The 15,479-nt window shown below is 61.4% G+C and carries 17 protein-coding genes; 13 read left to right on the forward strand and 4 right to left on the reverse strand.

All coding sequences use genetic code 11. The features are described from left to right. The first annotated feature begins 16 nt into the window (after window positions 1-16). The 6 genes from relB to ABK249_RS01340 all read left to right on the forward strand — a co-directional run bounded on the left by relB (window position 17) and on the right by ABK249_RS01340 (window position 2,943). Window positions 17-247 carry a type II toxin-antitoxin system RelB family antitoxin gene (gene relB / locus ABK249_RS01315; protein ID WP_037158427.1) on the forward strand — a complete coding sequence of 77 codons (231 nt, stop codon included), beginning with the start codon at window positions 17-19 and terminating at the stop codon, window positions 245-247. Continuing rightward, window positions 231-500, forward strand: a complete 270-nt coding sequence (locus ABK249_RS01320; protein WP_037158430.1) for a type II toxin-antitoxin system RelE family toxin — start codon at window positions 231-233, stop codon at window positions 498-500. Before relB ends, ABK249_RS01320 begins: the two co-directional genes overlap by 17 nt. Before the next feature lie 3 nt (window positions 501-503). After that, window positions 504-1,265: a hypothetical protein gene (locus ABK249_RS01325; RefSeq protein ID WP_348861989.1), complete on the forward strand. Its 762-nt coding sequence runs from the start codon at window positions 504-506 to the stop codon at window positions 1,263-1,265. 51 nt (window positions 1,266-1,316) lie between these two features. Then, window positions 1,317-1,706, forward strand: a complete 390-nt coding sequence (locus ABK249_RS01330) for a hypothetical protein (RefSeq protein ID WP_152601288.1) — start codon at window positions 1,317-1,319, stop codon at window positions 1,704-1,706. A 56-nt stretch (window positions 1,707-1,762) separates the two neighbouring features. Continuing rightward, window positions 1,763-2,149 (forward strand): CopM family metallochaperone, encoded by a 387-nt coding sequence (gene copM / locus ABK249_RS01335; protein WP_037158439.1) that lies wholly within the window; start codon window positions 1,763-1,765, stop codon window positions 2,147-2,149. Window positions 2,150-2,238: 89 nt separating this feature from the next. After that, on the forward strand, window positions 2,239-2,943 hold the full coding sequence (locus ABK249_RS01340; protein ID WP_037158442.1) for an HAD family hydrolase: 705 nt from the start codon (window positions 2,239-2,241) through the stop codon (window positions 2,941-2,943). On the opposite strand, the gene ABK249_RS01345 is transcribed toward ABK249_RS01340, so the two are convergent. Then, entirely contained in the window at window positions 2,930-3,559 is a 630-nt protein-coding gene (locus ABK249_RS01345; protein ID WP_037158445.1) for a DNA-3-methyladenine glycosylase I, read from the reverse strand. The genes ABK249_RS01340 and ABK249_RS01345 overlap by 14 nt on opposite strands. Window positions 3,560-3,781: 222 nt before the next feature. Between ABK249_RS01345 and ABK249_RS01350 the strand changes: the two genes are divergently transcribed. The 3 genes from ABK249_RS01350 (at window position 3,782) to ABK249_RS01360 (ending at window position 6,272) form a co-directional block, all read left to right on the forward strand. Continuing rightward, window positions 3,782-4,537 (forward strand): L,D-transpeptidase, encoded by a 756-nt coding sequence (locus ABK249_RS01350; RefSeq protein ID WP_037159886.1) that lies wholly within the window; start codon window positions 3,782-3,784, stop codon window positions 4,535-4,537. Window positions 4,538-4,683: 146 nt separating this feature from the next. Next, window positions 4,684-5,376: a L,D-transpeptidase gene (locus ABK249_RS01355; RefSeq protein ID WP_037158448.1), complete on the forward strand. Its 693-nt coding sequence runs from the start codon at window positions 4,684-4,686 to the stop codon at window positions 5,374-5,376. Between the two features lie 173 nt (window positions 5,377-5,549). Then, window positions 5,550-6,272 (forward strand): outer membrane protein, encoded by a 723-nt coding sequence (locus ABK249_RS01360; RefSeq protein WP_037158452.1) that lies wholly within the window; start codon window positions 5,550-5,552, stop codon window positions 6,270-6,272. Between the two features lie 62 nt (window positions 6,273-6,334). Here ABK249_RS01360 and glcF read toward each other — a convergent pair whose 3' ends face one another. The 3 genes from glcF to ABK249_RS01375 form a co-directional block, all read right to left on the reverse strand. After that, the gene (gene glcF, locus ABK249_RS01365) at window positions 6,335-7,639 is read right to left on the reverse strand and encodes a glycolate oxidase subunit GlcF (RefSeq protein ID WP_037158455.1); all 1,305 of its coding nucleotides are present in this window, start codon (window positions 7,637-7,639) and stop codon (window positions 6,335-6,337) included. A gap of 211 nt (window positions 7,640-7,850) precedes the next feature. Beyond that, window positions 7,851-9,047 carry a glycolate oxidase subunit GlcE gene (gene glcE, locus ABK249_RS01370; RefSeq protein ID WP_037158458.1) on the reverse strand — a complete coding sequence of 399 codons (1,197 nt, stop codon included), beginning with the start codon at window positions 9,045-9,047 and terminating at the stop codon, window positions 7,851-7,853. Between the two features lie 240 nt (window positions 9,048-9,287). Continuing rightward, complete coding sequence (locus ABK249_RS01375; protein ID WP_348861990.1) at window positions 9,288-10,721, reverse strand: FAD-binding oxidoreductase; 1,434 nt, start codon at window positions 10,719-10,721, stop codon at window positions 9,288-9,290. 305 nt (window positions 10,722-11,026) lie between these two features. On the opposite strand from ABK249_RS01375, the gene ABK249_RS01380 reads away from it, so the two are divergent. The 4 genes from ABK249_RS01380 to ABK249_RS01395 all read left to right on the forward strand — a co-directional run bounded on the left by ABK249_RS01380 (window position 11,027) and on the right by ABK249_RS01395 (window position 15,436). After that, window positions 11,027-11,533, forward strand: coding sequence for an NUDIX hydrolase (locus ABK249_RS01380; protein ID WP_200884015.1), 507 nt, complete (start codon window positions 11,027-11,029; stop codon window positions 11,531-11,533). A 126-nt stretch (window positions 11,534-11,659) separates the two neighbouring features. After that, window positions 11,660-13,165 carry an inorganic phosphate transporter gene (locus ABK249_RS01385; protein ID WP_227701994.1) on the forward strand — a complete coding sequence of 502 codons (1,506 nt, stop codon included), beginning with the start codon at window positions 11,660-11,662 and terminating at the stop codon, window positions 13,163-13,165. A gap of 20 nt (window positions 13,166-13,185) precedes the next feature. Continuing rightward, window positions 13,186-13,923, forward strand: a complete 738-nt coding sequence (locus ABK249_RS01390; protein WP_348861991.1) for a 16S rRNA (uracil(1498)-N(3))-methyltransferase — start codon at window positions 13,186-13,188, stop codon at window positions 13,921-13,923. A gap of 139 nt (window positions 13,924-14,062) precedes the next feature. Continuing rightward, entirely contained in the window at window positions 14,063-15,436 is a 1,374-nt protein-coding gene (locus ABK249_RS01395; RefSeq protein WP_037158471.1) for a glutamate--cysteine ligase, read from the forward strand. Window positions 15,437-15,479: the final 43 nt, after the last annotated feature.

Consider the following 15,479-nt stretch of genomic DNA (forward strand, 5'->3'; position numbering starts at 1 on the left):
TGAAAGGGCAAAGGCCATGAACAAACGCGTCACGATCGAAATGCCGGACGAAATGCACAAGCTGATCGCCGAATACGCCGCGGAAGCCGGTGCCGAGCCGGATACCTATATGCGCGACGTGCTGGAACAGCATCTCGAAGATCTGCATGACATTGCGCTTGCGGAAGCCGCAATGGAGCGGATTCGCAACGGCGAGCGGACCTATACACTGGAAGAAGTGAAGCGCGAACTTGGCCTGGACGATTGAGTTACGGGATAGCGCGCGGAAGCAACTAAAGCATCTCGCCCACCACGATGCAGCGCGCATTATCTCATTTCTTGAAGAGCGTGTCGCGACACACGAAAATCCCAGAGAACTTGGCGCGGCGCTGAAAGGGCACGTCCTTGGCGGGTACTGGCGCTACCGCGTCGGCGACTATCGCATCATCTGCGAAATCCAGGATCAGCGGCTCGTCGTGCTGGTGATCGAGATCGGTCATCGGCGCGAAGTCTATCGCTGACTTATGCTCCTCGAAGCTGTTCAATATGCCGCGACCCATGCGGTCACGCCGAAAGCGTTTCGTCCCTTCATCCGATCCTCCGTCAGCCTGTGGTCGCGGGCCGGGCGATGCGCGAAAGCCTGGGCGCCGCATGAGGAGAACTGCAAGGCCTTCATTCGGGAAACGACAGACGGCATGAAGCAGAAGCGCACCGCTGTCGTGCTCGGCTCGGGCCTGTTGCGGGACGTGCCGATCAAAGAATTGTCGAAACAATTCGATACGGTCGTGCTGGTCGACCTCGTGCATCTGGCGAGCGTCAGGATGTGGCTGAAAGCCGGGCGTCTCCGAAATGTCCGGCTGATTTCCCGCGATCTCTCGGGGTTCGAGGATGCCGTTGCAGGCAAGCCCGTCGAGCCGCTCGCGTTCCTCAGGCAGGTGCCGTATCTCGACCTTGTCGTCTCGGCAAACATCCTGTCACAGATCGGGGTCGGGGCGAAACGGCGGCTTGAGAGGGAAAAACGGCAGGGCAAAGATGAAATCGTGAGAGCATTGATCCTCGCCCATCTCGATGGCCTGACCACCCTGCCCTGCAGGACAGTGCTCCTGACCGACACCAGCTATCGCGTCACCGATCGCAAAGAAATCGTGCGCGAAGAGGCCGACCTGCTCTGCGGCGTGCCGGCGCCGATCGCGAAACGGAAATGGATCTGGCCGGTCGCGCCTTACGGCGAGCTCAGCCGCGATTGCCAGGCGATCCATGAGGTCATCGCCCGGTCATCATCATAGCGTGATCTTCACATGGTTGATTTCCATGCCAGCCATCTTAGATTCAGGCCCATGTCGCGTATCGCCGCCGTTTTCATGTTCTTCGCCTGGCTCCTCTACGGGGCCATGCCCGCCATGGCGACGTCTTCGGTGCTCGTATCGGGAAAGCAACCTCCTCCGATCGTGCATGACCATTCGCAACATCGCGGCCATGGCCAGCACGAGCACGGCAGGACGATTGAAACTTCCCAAACCGCCCATATGCACGGCGACACCAAGCAACCCTGCCCGCATGGCGCAAAGGCCTGCGCGGCACCCTTCTGCGCCGTATGCGTGACGCTCCTGCCGAATGTCGCGACCGGCGATGCCGGCCGTATCATCCATGCCTATCCCGCGCCGGCCGTCGAACAGGCACTCGTCTCGCCTGTTCCCGCGCCGCTGACACCCCCTCCCCGCGCCTGATCGAATATCGGATCACTTCATCTTCAATTTCCATCGGACACGGGAAAGGAAATACCATGTCTCAGAAAACCATATTCATCGCCGCCGCTCTTGCGGTTCTGGTCTCAAGTCCGCTCGCAGCCCAGCAGATGATGGACCACTCCAACATGAAGAACATGCCCATGGCGAATTCCGGCACGGCTGCCGAAACGCCCGCCACCAAGGGCTACACGGCCGCCAACGAGAAGATGCACCAGGACATGGCGGTGGAATATTCGGGCGATGCGGATGTCGATTTCGTGCGCAGCATGATCCCGCATCACCAGGGCGCGATCGACATGGCAAGGGTCGAGCTCGAATACGGCAAGGATCCGGAAATCCGCAAGCTCGCCGAAGCGGTCATCAAGGCGCAGGAGGCGGAAATCGCCGAAATGCAGGCCTGGCTGAAAGCACACGGCAAGTAACAACGCTTAACAACACCGCGCCGGGCACGCCGAACCGCTTGCCCGGCGTCTTCTTTTTCGCCATATCAACGCATGGAGGCAATGGACCCATGCGCCCGATTACCGCGATCGGCTTCGATGCCGACGATACGCTCTGGCAGAACGAACAATATTACCGGCTGACGGAAGAGCATTTCCAGAAGCTGCTCGGCGATTTCGCCGAGGGGCCGCATATTTCCGAGCGTCTGCTCGAGGCGGAAAAACGCAACCTCGCCCAATACGGATTCGGCATCAAGGGTTTCACCTTGTCGATGATCGAGACGGCGATCGAGATCACCGACGGCAAGGTGCCGACCCGGACGATCGGCGAAATCCTCGATATCGGCCGCGGCCTCCTCAGCCATCCCGTCGAGACCCTGCCGCATGTGGAAGAAACGCTTGAGGCGCTGAACGGCGAATACCTTCTGGTGCTGATCACCAAGGGCGACCTTTTCGACCAGGAGCGCAAGCTCGCCCAATCCGGCCTCGGCGATTTCTTCGATGCGGTGGAGATCGTCAGCGACAAGAACGCCACGACCTATCGCCGCATCTTCTCGAAAGTGGCGGACGGGCCGGAACGGGCGATGATGGTCGGCAATTCGCTGAAGTCAGACATCGTGCCGGCGATCGCCGCCGGCTCCTATGGCGTCTTCGTGCCGCATGCGCTGACATGGGCCCTGGAGCATGTGGACGCGCCGGCCGAAGCGCCGCGCTTCCGCCAGATCGAACATCTCGGCGAGCTTTCGGCGATACTCGCCAAAATCACGGGCGCTTGAACTTCAGCCGCAGGTCCTCGACCTCGCGCTGACAAAAACAGCCGTCGAGATGGTCATTCACGAGGCCCATGGCCTGCATGAAGGCGTAGACTGTCGTCGGACCGACGAAGGTCCAGCCGCGCTTCTTCAGGGCTTTCGACAGTTTTACGGAAACCGGCGTGGTGGGGTTGGCGCGCAGCGTCTCGAGATCCATCGCCTCGGGCCGCTCGTGGGAGCCCGGCTCGAAACCCCAGAAGTATTTTGCAAGCGATCCGAACTCGTGCCTGAGTTCGATGGCGCGGGCCGCGTTGTTGATAGTCGAGACGATCTTGCCGCGGTGGCGGACGATGCCGGTATCGGCAAGCAGCCGGGCAACATCTTCCTCGCCGAAGCGCGCCACTTTCTCGAAGTCAAAGCCGGCAAAGGCGGCGCGGAAATTCTCGCGCTTCCTCAGGATGGTCAGCCAGGATAAGCCGGATTGGAAACCCTCCAGGCAGATCTTCTCGAACAGTCGGAAATCGTCGGTGACCGGACGACCCCATTCCTCGTCATGATAACGGCGGTAGTCCTCCAACCCGCCATGCCAGAAACAGCGGCCCCTGCCGTCGTCGCCGATGATGATTCCCGCCTTTTCCATTCCCGATTCCCTGCCGTTAACCGCTTTTGTCATCGCTTTAGCACTGGTCAACCATGTTTCCAAACCGGCCGGTAACCCTGCCAAAAGGTTTATGGGCTGCGTGCGTTTCGGTGCGCCACCCGTTTACCATTCGCTTTCACCTCGCGCCCACCATGAGCGCCAACGCGGGTATTCTTTTTTCAAAAGATTCGCCCGGTCGGTGATTTGTAACGCGTGGACCCGATCATGAAGAAAACCCTGTTCCTGGCCTTCGGCCTTGCAGCCGCCCTGTGCGGCAATGCCTTCGCAAACGACCGATATCGCGAGCGCCCGCCCGTCATCGTCAGCCCCGATCTCGCGGCCCCATGGGTGATGCAGCTTGCGGGGCCGAATGCCCGGCCAGTCGTCTATCCGCGCCAGGCGGCCCAGCCGCGCGTCATCTACCGGCAGCGCGAAGCGCGAACTGTGCAGCGACGCGGCATCTTCGACCAGGGTCGCGCGCAACCGGTCGCCATGCGGCCGCAACCGATCCGCGGCCGGATCGAACCGCAATTCCTGCCGCAAATGGTCGCCTACGAGACCGGAGAGAAGCCCGGCACGATCGTCATCGACACCAATAACCGCTTCCTCTACCTCGTGACAGGCAACGGCCAGGCCCGCCGCTACGGCGTCGGTGTCGGTAAGCCAGGGTTCGAATGGGCCGGCGCGCACAGAATCACACGGAAGGCCGAATGGCCGAACTGGACGCCGCCGAAGGAGATGATCCAGCGCGAGGCCGCCAAGGGCCATTACCTGCCGGCGCGCATGGACGGCGGGCCGGAAAACCCGCTCGGCGCGCGCGCCATGTATCTCGGCTCGACCCTTTACCGCATCCACGGCACCAATGCCCCCTGGACGATCGGCAGCGCGGTTTCTTCCGGCTGCATCCGCATGCGCAACGAGGACGTTGTCGACCTCTACGAGCGCGTCAACGTCGGCACCAAGGTCATCGTGATGTAACCTCCTGAACGGCGGAAAGTGAGGCGGGGAGGACACAGTCCTGCCGCCTTCTGGCCATCACATCTTCTTTATCCGGCCTGCGACATCTTGCTTTGGCGATGGAGTCGGCTAGCCTCGCTGATCCTGAAATTGAAGAGGACGAGGGAATGAGGAGAGGCAGGATCCTCGCAATGGCCATGGGGATGGCCGGCGCGATTTTTTTCACCGCTCAGAATGCAAGCGCGATCGGGCCCGCCGCACGGCATGCCGAACGCCCGGCAAGCGACGTCACCCTGGTGGCGCAGCGCAAGGAACTGCCGGAAAAATACAAGCGCCGCGTGGTGCGCTTCTCGACGACGGAAAGGCCCGGCACGATCATCGTCGATACCAACAACAAGTTCCTTTATTATATCGAGGGTCCCAATCGCGCGACCCGCTATGGCATCGGCGTTGGCCGCGACGGCTTCGGCTGGTCGGGGGTCGTGAACGTCGGCCGCAAGGCGGAATGGCCCTCCTGGACGCCGCCGGCGGAAATGCGTGCCCGCGAGCGTCGTGCCGGTCGCATCCTGCCCGCCGTGCAGGAAGGCGGTATCGACAACCCGCTCGGCGCCCGCGCGCTCTATCTCTACAAAGGCGGTCGCGACACCATCTTCCGCATCCACGGCACCAACCAGCCATGGACGATCGGCCTCAACATGTCGTCGGGCTGCATCCGCATGATGAACAAGGACGTGGAGCATCTCTATGCCCGCGCCGACATCGGCACCAGGGTCATCGTCATCGGCCCCGGCAACCGCCACGGCAATGTCGACTACAAGGACCGCGGCATCGATATCTTCGGCACGATTTTCGGCGGCTGACAACTTGTCGCAATCATCAGAAAAGGGCAGAAAAACTGCCCTTTTCCATTGTTTTAGGCTTCGTTAACCATGACCCGTCTAGCTTCGTGAAGAACTGGTGCAAAAAAGGCACAGACCAGCGAGCCGTCCGCCGCTAGAGTGCGCCTCGAAAATCAATTTCTGCAGGCCGATTCATGCGCAAACTTCTTTCGCTTTCCCTGGTTTCCACGGCTCTGACCGCGGTCGCTGCTTTCGCACCGGCTCATGCGGCTGACCCTGCAGTCGCCGAAGCACCGTATGTCGCTCCGGTTCAGACAAGCAGCGGCGGATGGGAAATCTCCGCCTACGGCGGCTATCAGTTCTCGCCTCACTCTGACGTCGATGTCTCCGACCAGGCCGACTTCACGGCCGGCTGGGATACGAAGCCGTTCAACATGCCGCCCTATTGGGGTATCCGCGGCACCTACTGGTTCGAAGGCGGCGCGCTCTCGAACTGGGGCGTCTCGCTCGACTATACTCATGCCAAGGTCTATGCAGACGACGAGACATTTACCAAGTCCGGCGGCTGGACCGTTTTCGAATTCACTGACGGCCTCAACCTTCTGACGCTGAACGCGCTCTACAAGTTCCCGATCGAGGGCAGCAAGTGGACGCCCTATGTCGGCGCGGGCGTCGGTATCAACGTTCCGCATGTGGAAGTCACCCGCGCAAGCGGCCGTACATTCGACTACCAATTCGGCGGCGCGACCATCCAGGCCCAGGCCGGCGTCCGCTACCAGTTCACCGAGAATTGGTCGGCCTTTGCCGAATACAAGGGCAACTATTCCTGGATCGACGTGGATATCGACAGCGGCGCTTCGCTGCAGACCAATATCCTCACCCACGCGATCAACTTCGGCGTGTCCTACAAGTTCTGAGGCCTGAGACCTGCGAACCAGAAAGCCGGCGAAGTTGCCGGCTTTTTTTATTTGAACGGCCTTTATTTCGTCGGCAGCTTTTCCGGCCTGGGGCCGCCATAGGCCCAATCGAGCAGCTCGACCGTGTGAAGGATCGGGATTTCCGTGCCGGTGGCGATCTGGGTGATGCAGCCGATATTGCCGGTGGCGATAACATCGGGTTTGGTGGCCTCGATGTTTCTCACCTTGCGCGCCTTCAACTGCGCCGATATCTCCGACTGCAGGATGTTATACGTGCCGGCCGAACCGCAGCAGAGATGCCCTTCCGCCGGATCGCGAACAGTGAAGCCGGCCGCCTTCAGGAGGTTCTTCGGAAGAGCCGTGATCTTCTGGCCGTGCTGCATCGAACAGGCCGAGTGATAGGCAACGTTGAGCCGCTTCGGCTCCAGCTTCGGCAGATCGAGTGTCGCGAGATATTCGGTGATGTCCTTTGCAAGCGCCGACACCCTTGCCGCCTTTTCGGCATAGGCTGAATCGAGGCGCAGCATATGACCGTAATCCTTGATCGTCGTGCCGCAGCCCGATGCGGTGATGATGACGGCGTCGAGTCCACCCCTATCGATCTCGCGGGTCCAGACATCGACATTGCGGCGGGCGAAATCGAGCGCCTCATTTTCCCGGCCCATATGATGCACCAGTGCGCCGCAGCAGCCTTCCCCCTCCGGCACTACGACGTCGATGCCAAGCCGGGCCAGCAGCCGCAGCGTCGCATCATTGATGCCGGGATCGAGCACCGGCTGGGCGCAGCCGGACAGGATCGCGACGCGGCCGCGTTTCTCCGCCTGCGCCGGATAGGTCCCTCGCCTTGTCGCGTCGGAAGCCTTCGCTGCAGTCTTCGGTGCAAGGTCCAGCATGGCGCCGAGCGGCTTCAGGGCCGATACGCGCTTCAGCATCGGCGCAAGCGGGCGACCGAGCTTCGCGAGGATGAGGGCCGCGCGAAAACGCTGCGGATAAGGCAGAACGGCCGCAAGAAGGTTGCGGATCAGCCGATCAATCAGCGGGCGTCTGTAGGTGTTCTCGATGTGGATGCGGGCATGATCGACCAGATGCATGTAATCGACGCCGGAGGGACAGGTCGTCATGCAGGCAAGGCAGGACAGACAGCGATCGATATGGGTGACGACCTCCTGATCGGCGGGCCGGCCGTTTTCCAGCATGTCCTTGATGAGGTAGATGCGCCCGCGCGGGCTGTCGAGTTCGTTGCCAAGCGTCACATAGGTGGGACAGGTGGCGGTGCAGAAGCCGCAATGCACGCAGCGGCGCAGGATCTTTTCGGATTCGGCCACATGCGGATCGGCAAGCTGTTCGGGCGTGAAGGAGGTCTGCATTAGGAGGCTCCTCGCGAGGTCGCGGGCGCATGCCCCTCTCTGGCCTGCCGGCCATCTCCCCCACAGGTGGGGAGACTGGCAGGACGCGCCGGCATCGCTCCAACTGCGATGTTTGCTATGGACGAGACGTGACACCGAGTCGATCTCCCCCCTTGTGGGGGAGATGGCCGGCAGGCCAGAGGGGGGTGAGAGGGGATAACGATCATTAGGTCTACCACCCCATCTTGCCTGCGCTAAAAATACCGGCCGGATCGAGTTTCTGCTTTACGCGAGCCGAAAGCGCCGCCACCGCATCCGGCAGCGGCTCGAAGGCCGGTGTCTCGGCCCGCACCGCATCGGAAGCGCGCATGAGCGTCGCATGGCCGCCGCCAAGTGCGCGGATATAACGACGCAATAATTCTGCCTCCGGATCGGCCTCCATGCGCATCCAGATCAACCCTCCCTGCCAGTCGTAGAAGGCATCGACGCCCGCTTCCAGCCGGAGTGCAGCGACAAGCTGATGACCCGCTGATGGTGCGACCGAAACGTGCCAGAGCGGCTTCTGCGTACCGTCGGCATAGGGGTGGACGTCGCGGATTTCGTGCCAGAGCTTCTGACTTTCCTCCATGCCGAGCCGCGCAATCGGGCCGAAGGCCTCCATGACGGCGGCGAGCTTTTCCGCACGCACGGAAACGGAGGCAGAAAGCCCTTCGAGGCGCAGCACGGTCGCCTCCCCTTCCGGCAGCGCGCCGCCGATGAATCGATAACGGACGGTTTGCGGCAGATGCGCCGCACCCGAAACCTCGACCGGCAACGCTATGGCGGCGGCCATGGCCTTCGCAGCTGCCGCATCGTCCAGTCCGGAAATGACGATCGTCTCCACCGCCTGCGGCACCGGCAGGACCCGGAAGGTTACCTCGGTCAGAAAACCCAGCGTGCCGTGCGAGCCGGCGAGCAGCTTCACCAGGTCGAGACCGGTGACGTTCTTCATCACCCGACCGCCGGCGCGGATCGCTTCTCCCTTGCCGTTGATGAAACGGATGCCGAGCAGGCTGTCGCGTGCCGCTCCCGCTACGAAGCGACGCGGCCCGGAGACGTTGGCAGCAAAGACGCCGCCAATCGTCGGCTCGCCGGTCGTGCCCATGATGCCGCGATGATCCATCGGCTCGAATGCCATCATCTGCCTGTTTGCCGCGAGCACCGCCTCGATTTCTGCGACAGGCGTGCCGGCTTTCGCCGTCATGACCATTTCCGCAGGCTCGTAATCGACGATGCCGGACAGTCCCCGGGCGCTCAGCACCTCATCGCTCGAAACGGGATTGCCGAATCCGCTCCGGGTATTGCCTCCGCAGAGCGCGAGCCTGGTGCCCTGAGCCGCGGCATTGCGGACGACGTAGACCGCGTCCGTTTCGTTATGCGGTATCAGCATTCTAAGCACCCCCCTCTACCCTGCCGGGCATCTCCCCCTCAAGGGGGGAGATCGGATAGCAGCGATGCCTCGCTCCAAACATAGGCTTCGAGCTGCCGAAGCGATGCTGAAAACGACAGATGTTTCGGGAAGCCGGTGCGTCTTGCCGATCTCCCCCCTTGAGGGGGAGATGCCCGGCAGGGCAGAGGGGGGTAAGGTCGCCAGCCGCAAGGACGGCGGAAGAAACGGTACACATGAAATTCACGCTCTTCCCTCGAGAGGGAAGACTTTCGACGGATTGAGGATCCAGTCTTCATCGAAGGCAGAGCGCACCGCCATCTGCTGGGCAAGCTCGGCTTCCGAATACTGATGCCGCATCAGGTCGCGCTTCTCGATGCCGACGCCGTGTTCGCCGGTCAGGCAACCGCCGGCATCGACGCAGAGCTTGAGGATCTCATTGCCGGCCTCTTCAGCTTTCGCCGCATCCTCCGGATCGTTGGCGTTGAACAGGATCAGCGGATGCATGTTGCCGTCGCCGGCATGGAAGACGTTGGCGACCCTCAGCCCGTACCGTTCAATGATCTCGGACGTCTTGTTGAGCACATAGGAGAGTTTCCCAAGCGGCACGGTGCCGTCCATGCAGATATAATCGGCGATGCGGCCCGTCGCACCGAAGGCCGACTTGCGGCCCTTCCAGATGAGCGCCGCTTCCGTCGCCGACTGGCACTCGCGCACGGTTTTCACATCATGGCGGCGGGCAATCTCGACGATGCCTGCGAGCATCGTATCCATCTCGGCTTCAGAGCCCTCGACTTCGACGATCAGCAGCGCCCCGACATCAAGCGGATAACCCGCCTGGGCGAATGCCTCGCAGATCTCGATCGCCGGCTTGTCCATGAATTCGACCGCAACCGGAATGATGCCCGCGCCGATGATGTCCGTCACGCAAGCACCAGCCGCCTCCGACGTCTCGAAACCGAAGAGCACAGGCCGCGCACCTTCCGGCTTGGCGATCAGCCTCACCGTGGCTTCCGTAACGATACCGAGCTGGCCTTCCGAACCGCAGACGAGGCCGAGCAGATCGTAGCCCGCCGCGTCCAGATGCTTGCCGCCGAGATCGATCACCGTGCCGTCCACCAGCACCATCTTGACGCCGAGCAGGTTATTGGTCGTGACACCGTATTTCAGACAGTGCGCGCCGCCGGAGTTCATGCCGATATTGCCGCCGATTGTACAGGCGAGCTGCGAGCTCGGGTCCGGCGCATAAAAGAAGCCGTCGACACCGACGGTCTCGGAAATGCTCAAATTCGTGACACCCGCCTGCACAATGGCAGTGCGGTTGGCATAGTCCACTTCCAGGACGCGCGACATCCTGGACAAGCCGAGCACGACCGCATCTTCCTGCGGAATTGCCCCGCCCGAAAGCGAGGTGCCCGCGCCGCGCGGCACGACCGGAATGCCATAACGATGGCAATATCTCATGACGGCGGCCACTTGCGCCGTTGTCCTCGGCAGGACCACCGCCAGGGGCAGACGCCGATAGGAGATGAAGGCATCGGTCTCAAACGGAACCAGCTCGCGCGGCTCATGCACGAGACAGTCTGCCGGCAGGAGATCGGTGAGATCGGCGATAATGGCCGCCCGCCGCGAAAGGACCGCCGGACGTGGCGGCAGAAAGCGAATAGCTTCGGACACGGCAACCTCCCTTTGCAATTCAAGCCGCCTGTTCTTTTCTCCCATCCTATTTCACGATCAGGCCGCTGCTTCAACTTTCTTCGTCGTATTTGTCGCAATCACGCCATGCAGATCCACGATGCCGTTATAAAGTGAACAGGTGTGCAATTTATCAGTTGACCTTAAACAAGGCGGGCCCGAAAATAATCTTCATCTTAGCGAACCTTCCGCCATGATTCTCGTTCAAAACGGTTGTGCTCAGCTCGTTAAGCTTCAGGCAATCCCTATATTAGTAAAATGTCGTTCACTCGGAGGTATCGCGGAAATTGGGTTTCATGAATCAGGTCACCGGCAATCTTCGGTTGATGCTGCAGCGGCCGCCGCGGCAGCAATATGCCGCGCTGTGCTACCGGATGAAGAAGAAGCAGGGACAGCTTGAAGTCCTCGTTGCCACAAGCCGCGATACCGGTCGCTGGGTCATTCCCAAGGGCTGGCCGATGACAGGCAAGAAGGCCTATCAGGTTGCCGAACGCGAAGCCTTCGAAGAGGTCGGCGTCAAGGGCAAGATAGGGAAGGAACCACTCGGCTACTACAACTATCGAAAGACACTCACCAACGGTCTGAAGATACCTGTCCAGGTGCAAGTTCATGCGCTGGAAGTGACCGAATGCCTCAAGAGCTTTCCCGAAAAGGGTTCGCGAACCCTGGAATGGGTTTCCTGCGAGGAAGCCGCCAATCGCGTCCACGAGCCGGAACTGAAGATTCTCCTCCTGCAGTTCGCCGAAAAAATGCAGCCGCGCATTCCGCCGCTGCCGACCAAGGCGGCGAGCTAAGCTCCGCACGTTCCAATATTGCCTTCATGAGCCATTGCCATTAGGCGGTGGGCCACGATTTCTTCGCGAGGTGGAGAATGGCCGGGCCACCGTTTTACACCTCGCGTATCACCCAGGGATGATTAAATGGGCCAAAGACGGCCGCGTCTGGCGAAGCCGACGCTCGACAAGGATCTGGAAAAGTTATCCTCGGTGGAGGAAGCCGCGCGGCAGACGTCGCGCCGGCTTGCCGCACCGGGTACGGCACTGCTTTTCATCGTCCTCGTCGCGATCTTTGCCGCATCCTACGTGACGGGCAAGCCCGGTGCCGTGGTCGTCATCGCCGCATCCGGAATTGCCGCCTACATGGCGATGAATATCGGCGCCAACGATGTGACGAACAATATCGGCGCCGCGGTCGGCGCACGTGCCATGAGCATGGCCTTCGGCCTTGGGCTTGCCGCCGTCTTCGAGGTGGCGGGCGCGGTGATCGCGGGCCGGGGTGTCGCCAACACAGTCGCCAACAACATCATGCAAGGCAGCATGATAGCCAGCCCGGAAATCCTGATCTGGGCCATGATGGCGGCTCTGCTCTCCGCCGCCATCCTTATCAATGTCGCAACCTGGTTCGGCGCGCCGGTCTCCACCACGCATTCCATCGTCGGCGGCGTCATGGGCGCCGGAATAGCGGCCGCCGGCCTTTCGGCGATCAACTGGGGAACGATCGCCGGCATCACCGCCAGCTGGGTTTTCTTACCAATCCTCGGTGCGGTCATCGCCGCAGCACTGCTCTTCCTCATCAAGGAAACCATCATCTACCAGGAGGACAAGATCGCCTCGGCCAAGAAATGGGTGCCGGTGCTGATCGGTCTCATGACGGGGGCTTTCGCAGGGTTTCTCTCGCTGATCGGATTGGGCCAGCTCGTGCATGTGTCGGTTCCGGTCGCAACACTGATTGCGGTGGCGACCGGCCTGGCTGCATGGCGGCTCCTGATCCCGGTGATTGCCCGGCAGGCCGAGGGGCTCGAAAACCGCAATCAATCACTCAGGAAACTTTTCCGCGTCCCCCTCGTCTTTTCCGCCGCGCTCATGTCCTTTGCGCATGGAGCCAATGACGTCTCCAACGCGATCGGGCCGCTTGCGGCCATTGTCGCGGCGGCGCAACGCGGCGTCACCGGAAGCGTCCACGTCCCGCTCTGGGAGCTGGTGATCGGCGGGCTGGGCATCTCGCTCGGACTGCTGCTGTTCGGACCGAAACTGGTCAGGCTGGTGGGTACAGAGATCACCAGGCTCAATCCGATGCGCGCCTATTGCGTGTCGCTCTCGACCGCGCTGACGGTGATCATCGCCTCGTGGATTGGCCTGCCGGTGTCTTCGACGCATATTGCCGTGGGCGCTGTGTTCGGCGTCGGCTTCTTCCGCGAGTGGTATACGCGCTATTCCCGCCGTCGTCTCGACTATATACGGATGCGCTCCGGCAAGGAGCTTGACATGACCGAGCCCTTCGAACGCAACGACGAAGAGTTAAAACGGCGTTTTCTGGTGCGGCGCTCGCATCTGCTGACCATCGTCGCCGCATGGGTGATCACGCTTCCCGCCGCAGCCACCCTTGCGGCAATGCTCGCGACGGCTATGTTCGCGCTGTTTATCTGACCAGGACGAACGGAATATCCATGCGCGCCAACTTCCGGATGCAAAGGCTGTTCATCGAAGCGCCGCTCGGGGCCGGCGTCCGGCACGAAGTATCGGCCGAGCAGTTCAACTATCTCGCCAATGTGCTCAGGATGGCCGAAGGGGCGGAAATTCTCGTCTTCAACGGCCGTGACGGCGAGTGGAAGACGAAGCTCACCTTTCCGACGCGCAAGAAGATCATACTGGAAGCATTCGAACAGACCCGGCCGCAGCCGCCTGCGCCTGACCTTTATTACCTGTTCGCGCCGCTGAAGGTCGGGCGGCTGGACTATATCGTCCAGAAAGCGGTGGAGATGGGCGCCGGGCTCCTGCAACCCGTCATGACCCAGCACGTGCAGGGCAAGATCACCAGCCTGGACCGGCTTCAGGCAAATGTGATCGAGGCCGCCGAACAGTGCGGCATATTGTCGATCCCCGGCGTGGCAGCGCCGAAGAAGCTCGGCGACCTTCTGGAAAAATGGCCGGCGGACCGGCGCATCGTCTTCTGCGACGAGGGCGACGAAGGACAGAACCCGCTGCCGATCCTTTCCACCGTCAAGGAGACGAAACTGGCGTTGCTGGTCGGCCCGGAAGGCGGGTTTTCCGAGGAGGAAAGGACAGCGCTGCGGTCCTTGCCCTTCGTCACGGCCATCCCACTCGGACCGAGGATTTTGCGCGCGGATACCGCAGCGGTGGCCGCGCTTGCGGTCATCCAGGCGGCGATCGGCGACTGGCGGTGACACGCTTGACACAGTGGCTTTGAAATTCTGAATCTATCTTGAAAGAAATTCACTTGCACCGCACATCATTCCGGTCCAAGCAGCCGGCATTCGTACGATTTTGGCGTCCAGATCCGGCATTCCGAACAAGGTAAATTTCATGGCGCGTGACACCACCGACCAGACACCGCTCTCCTCGGTGTCCGAGCTTTCCGCCTACCTGGCCAAGGGACCGCGGGCGAAGGAAGACTTCCGCATCGGTACGGAGCACGAGAAGTTCGCCTTTTTCCAGGCGGATCACCGCCCTGTTCCCTATTTTGGCGATGCCAGCATCTCCGCACTCCTGAAGGGCATGGAGGCGAAGCTCGGCTGGGAGCCGATCATGGATGGCGAGAACATCATCGGGCTCGGCGAGCATTCAGGTATGGGTGCCATCTCGATCGAACCGGGCGGCCAGTTCGAGCTTTCGGGCGCGCCGCTCGAGACCATCCACCAGACCTGTCGCGAATCAAACCAGCATCTGGCCCTCCTCAAGGAGATCGCCGAGCCGATGGGCATCCGCTTCCTCGGCATGGGCGGCAGCCCGAAATGGTCGTTTGAGGAAACGCCGCGCATGCCGAAATCCCGCTACGGGATCATGACGCGCTACATGCCGAAGGTCGGCTCGCAAGGCCTCGACATGATGTACCGCACCTGCACGATCCAGGTGAACCTCGACTTCTCCTCCGAAGAGGATATGGCCCGGAAGATGCGGGTTTCGATGAAGCTGCAGTCGATCGCGACCGCGCTTTTCGCCTCCTCCCCCTTTACCGAGGGAAAGCCGAACGGCCTGCTTTCCTGGCGCGGCGACATCTGGCGCGACACCGACAATCGGCGTGCCGGCATATTGCCTTTCGTCTTCAAGCCGGATTTCGGTTTCGACGACTATGTCGAATGGGCGCTCGATGTGCCGATGTATTTCGTCGTCCGGAACGGCAGATATCACGACTGCACGCATGTCACCTTCCGCCAGTTCATGAACGGCGCCCTGAAGGGCGAAATCAGCGACTGGGAGCCCACGATGGGCGACTGGACCAATCATCTCTCCACTCTTTTCCCGGAGGTGCGGCTGAAGCGCTTCCTCGAAATGCGCGGCGCCGATGGCGGTCCTTGGCGGCGCATCTGCGCGCTGCCGGCCTTCTGGGTCGGCCTGCTTTACGACGACACCGCGCTTGCCGATGCCGAAGCCCTGACGCAGGACTGGACCGTCGAGGACGTCACCGCCATGCGTGATACGGTGCCGGCAAAGGCGCTCAAGGCCGAGATCAAGGGCAGACCTGTCCTGGATGTCGCGCGCGAGGTCGTCGCCATTTCAAGGGCCGGCCTGAAGGCGCGCAACCGGCTGAACGGCGAAGGCCAGGACGAAAGCATATTTCTGCAGCCGATCGAGGAAGTGCTCGCCAAGAAGGCGACGATGGCTGAAGACATGCTGGCACTCTATCACGGCCGCTGGAACGGTTCCGTGGATCCTGTTTTCGAGGAATATCAGTATTGAGCAACTGAGACCGGTTCTAAAAACCGGTTTCCGCTTACGCTTT

It is taken from the genome of Neorhizobium phenanthreniclasticum, assembly GCF_040066075.1.
Classification (GTDB): Bacteria; Pseudomonadota; Alphaproteobacteria; order Rhizobiales; family Rhizobiaceae; genus Neorhizobium; species Neorhizobium petrolearium.

Coding starts and splice junctions, on each gene's coding strand:
- relB (WP_037158427.1), top strand. CDS start 17: ATGAACAAACGCGTCACGATCGAAATGCCGGACGAAATGCACAAGCTG.
- ABK249_RS01325 (WP_348861989.1), top strand. CDS start 504: ATGCTCCTCGAAGCTGTTCAATATGCCGCGACCCATGCGGTCACGCCG.
- ABK249_RS01330 (WP_152601288.1), top strand. CDS start 1,317: ATGTCGCGTATCGCCGCCGTTTTCATGTTCTTCGCCTGGCTCCTCTAC.
- copM (WP_037158439.1), top strand. CDS start 1,763: ATGTCTCAGAAAACCATATTCATCGCCGCCGCTCTTGCGGTTCTGGTC.
- ABK249_RS01340 (WP_037158442.1), top strand. CDS start 2,239: ATGCGCCCGATTACCGCGATCGGCTTCGATGCCGACGATACGCTCTGG.
- ABK249_RS01345 (WP_037158445.1), bottom strand. CDS start 3,559: ATGGAAAAGGCGGGAATCATCATCGGCGACGACGGCAGGGGCCGCTGT.
- ABK249_RS01355 (WP_037158448.1), top strand. CDS start 4,684: ATGAGGAGAGGCAGGATCCTCGCAATGGCCATGGGGATGGCCGGCGCG.
- ABK249_RS01360 (WP_037158452.1), top strand. CDS start 5,550: ATGCGCAAACTTCTTTCGCTTTCCCTGGTTTCCACGGCTCTGACCGCG.
- glcF (WP_037158455.1), bottom strand. CDS start 7,639: ATGCAGACCTCCTTCACGCCCGAACAGCTTGCCGATCCGCATGTGGCC.
- glcE (WP_037158458.1), bottom strand. CDS start 9,047: ATGCTGATACCGCATAACGAAACGGACGCGGTCTACGTCGTCCGCAAT.
- ABK249_RS01385 (WP_227701994.1), top strand. CDS start 11,660: ATGGGCCAAAGACGGCCGCGTCTGGCGAAGCCGACGCTCGACAAGGAT.
- ABK249_RS01390 (WP_348861991.1), top strand. CDS start 13,186: ATGCGCGCCAACTTCCGGATGCAAAGGCTGTTCATCGAAGCGCCGCTC.
- ABK249_RS01395 (WP_037158471.1), top strand. CDS start 14,063: ATGGCGCGTGACACCACCGACCAGACACCGCTCTCCTCGGTGTCCGAG.